Below are 1,343 nucleotides of genomic sequence, written 5' to 3' on the forward strand. Positions count from 1 at the left end.
TGACTCGCCCCGGCATGTCCGGAGACATGATTCCTTGGAAGGATCTGTCTCATGGGACGTCCCAGCAAGTATCCGCGCGAGCTTCGTGAGCGCGCTGTCCGCATGGTCGCCGAGCTGCGGCCCGATTATCCGAGCGAGTACGCCGCGATGACCGCGACCGCGAAGATGCTCGGAATCGGGTCACCGGAGACCATCCGGACCTGGATCCGCCGCAACCAGGTCGACGCGGGCGAACGCCCTGGCGTCACGACTGAGGCGGCGGAGGAGATCAAGCGGCTCAAGCGGGAGAACGCCGAGTTGCGCCGTGCGAACGAGATCTTGAAGGCGGCTTCGGCTTTCTTCGCGGCCGAGCTCGACCGGCCACAGAAGCGATAGTCGCGTTCATCGAGGACCACAAGGATCGCCGTGATGGCGGGCTGCGGTGGGGTGTCGAGTCGATCTGCGACGTGCTGACCCAGCACGGCGTGAAGATCGCCCCATCGACCTACTACGACGCGAGAGGCCGCGGCCCGTCACCTCGTGAGGTGTCGGATGAGCGGTGGGAGCCGATCATCCTGGCCACGTGGGAGAAGCAGCGGAAGGTGCTCGGCGCCCGCAAGCTCTGGCTGAGGCTCCGCCGTGACGGACACGATATCGCCCGGTGCACGGTCGAACGCCTTATGCGGGACCTCGGGATCGCTGGCGTCGTGCGCGGGAGACGCAAGCGCCCGATCGACACGGATCTGCGGGAGACCAGGCCGGCGGACCTCGTTGACCGGCATTTCGCGAGGTTCCGCACGAACCAGCTCTGGGTGGCCGACTTCACGTACGTCTGGACGTGGTCGGGGTGGGTCTACGTCGCGTTCGTGTTCGACGCGCACTCCCGCCGCATCCTCGGCTGGCGCGCCGCGACCAGCATGACCACCCCGCTCGTGCTCGACTGCCTCGACATGGCGCTCTGGACCCGGCGGCGCGAAGGCGTGCTCGGGTTCGCCGGGCTCACGCATCACACCGACGCCGGCAGCGTCTACACGTCGATCGCCTTCACCGACCGGCTCGTCGACGAGGGCATCGACCCGTCCGTCGGCTCCGTCGGTGACGCCTACGACAACTCGCTCGCCGAGTCGCAGATCGGGCTCTACAAGTCCGAACTGATCCACCACGCCGGCCCCTGGCGGGACGTCGACCAGGTCGAGGCAGCGACCGCGTCCTGGGTGCTGTGGTTCAACACCGAACGCACCCACCGCTCGATCGACGACCTCACACCCCTCGAGGTCGAGCAACTCGACTACGCTCACACCGAACCGGTCGAGAAAGCCGGCTGACACCAGCAAAACGCTCTCCGGACATGCCGGGGCGAGTCA

Annotated in this window: 1 protein-coding gene; it reads left to right on the plus strand. The window is 67.1% G+C overall.

The window, feature by feature from the left end; genetic code table 11:
- Nucleotides 1–51 precede the first annotated feature (51 nt).
- A protein-coding gene (locus tag MA876_RS18800) for an IS3 family transposase (RefSeq protein ID WP_248153018.1) occupies nt 52–1,304 on the plus strand; the annotation gives its coding sequence in 2 pieces (ribosomal slippage) (nt 52–334 and nt 334–1,304; 1,254 coding nt in all).
- Nucleotides 1,305–1,343 lie beyond the last annotated feature (39 nt).

Source organism: Microbacterium aoyamense (assembly GCF_023155855.1).
GTDB lineage: Bacteria > Actinomycetota > Actinomycetes > Actinomycetales > Microbacteriaceae > Microbacterium > Microbacterium aoyamense.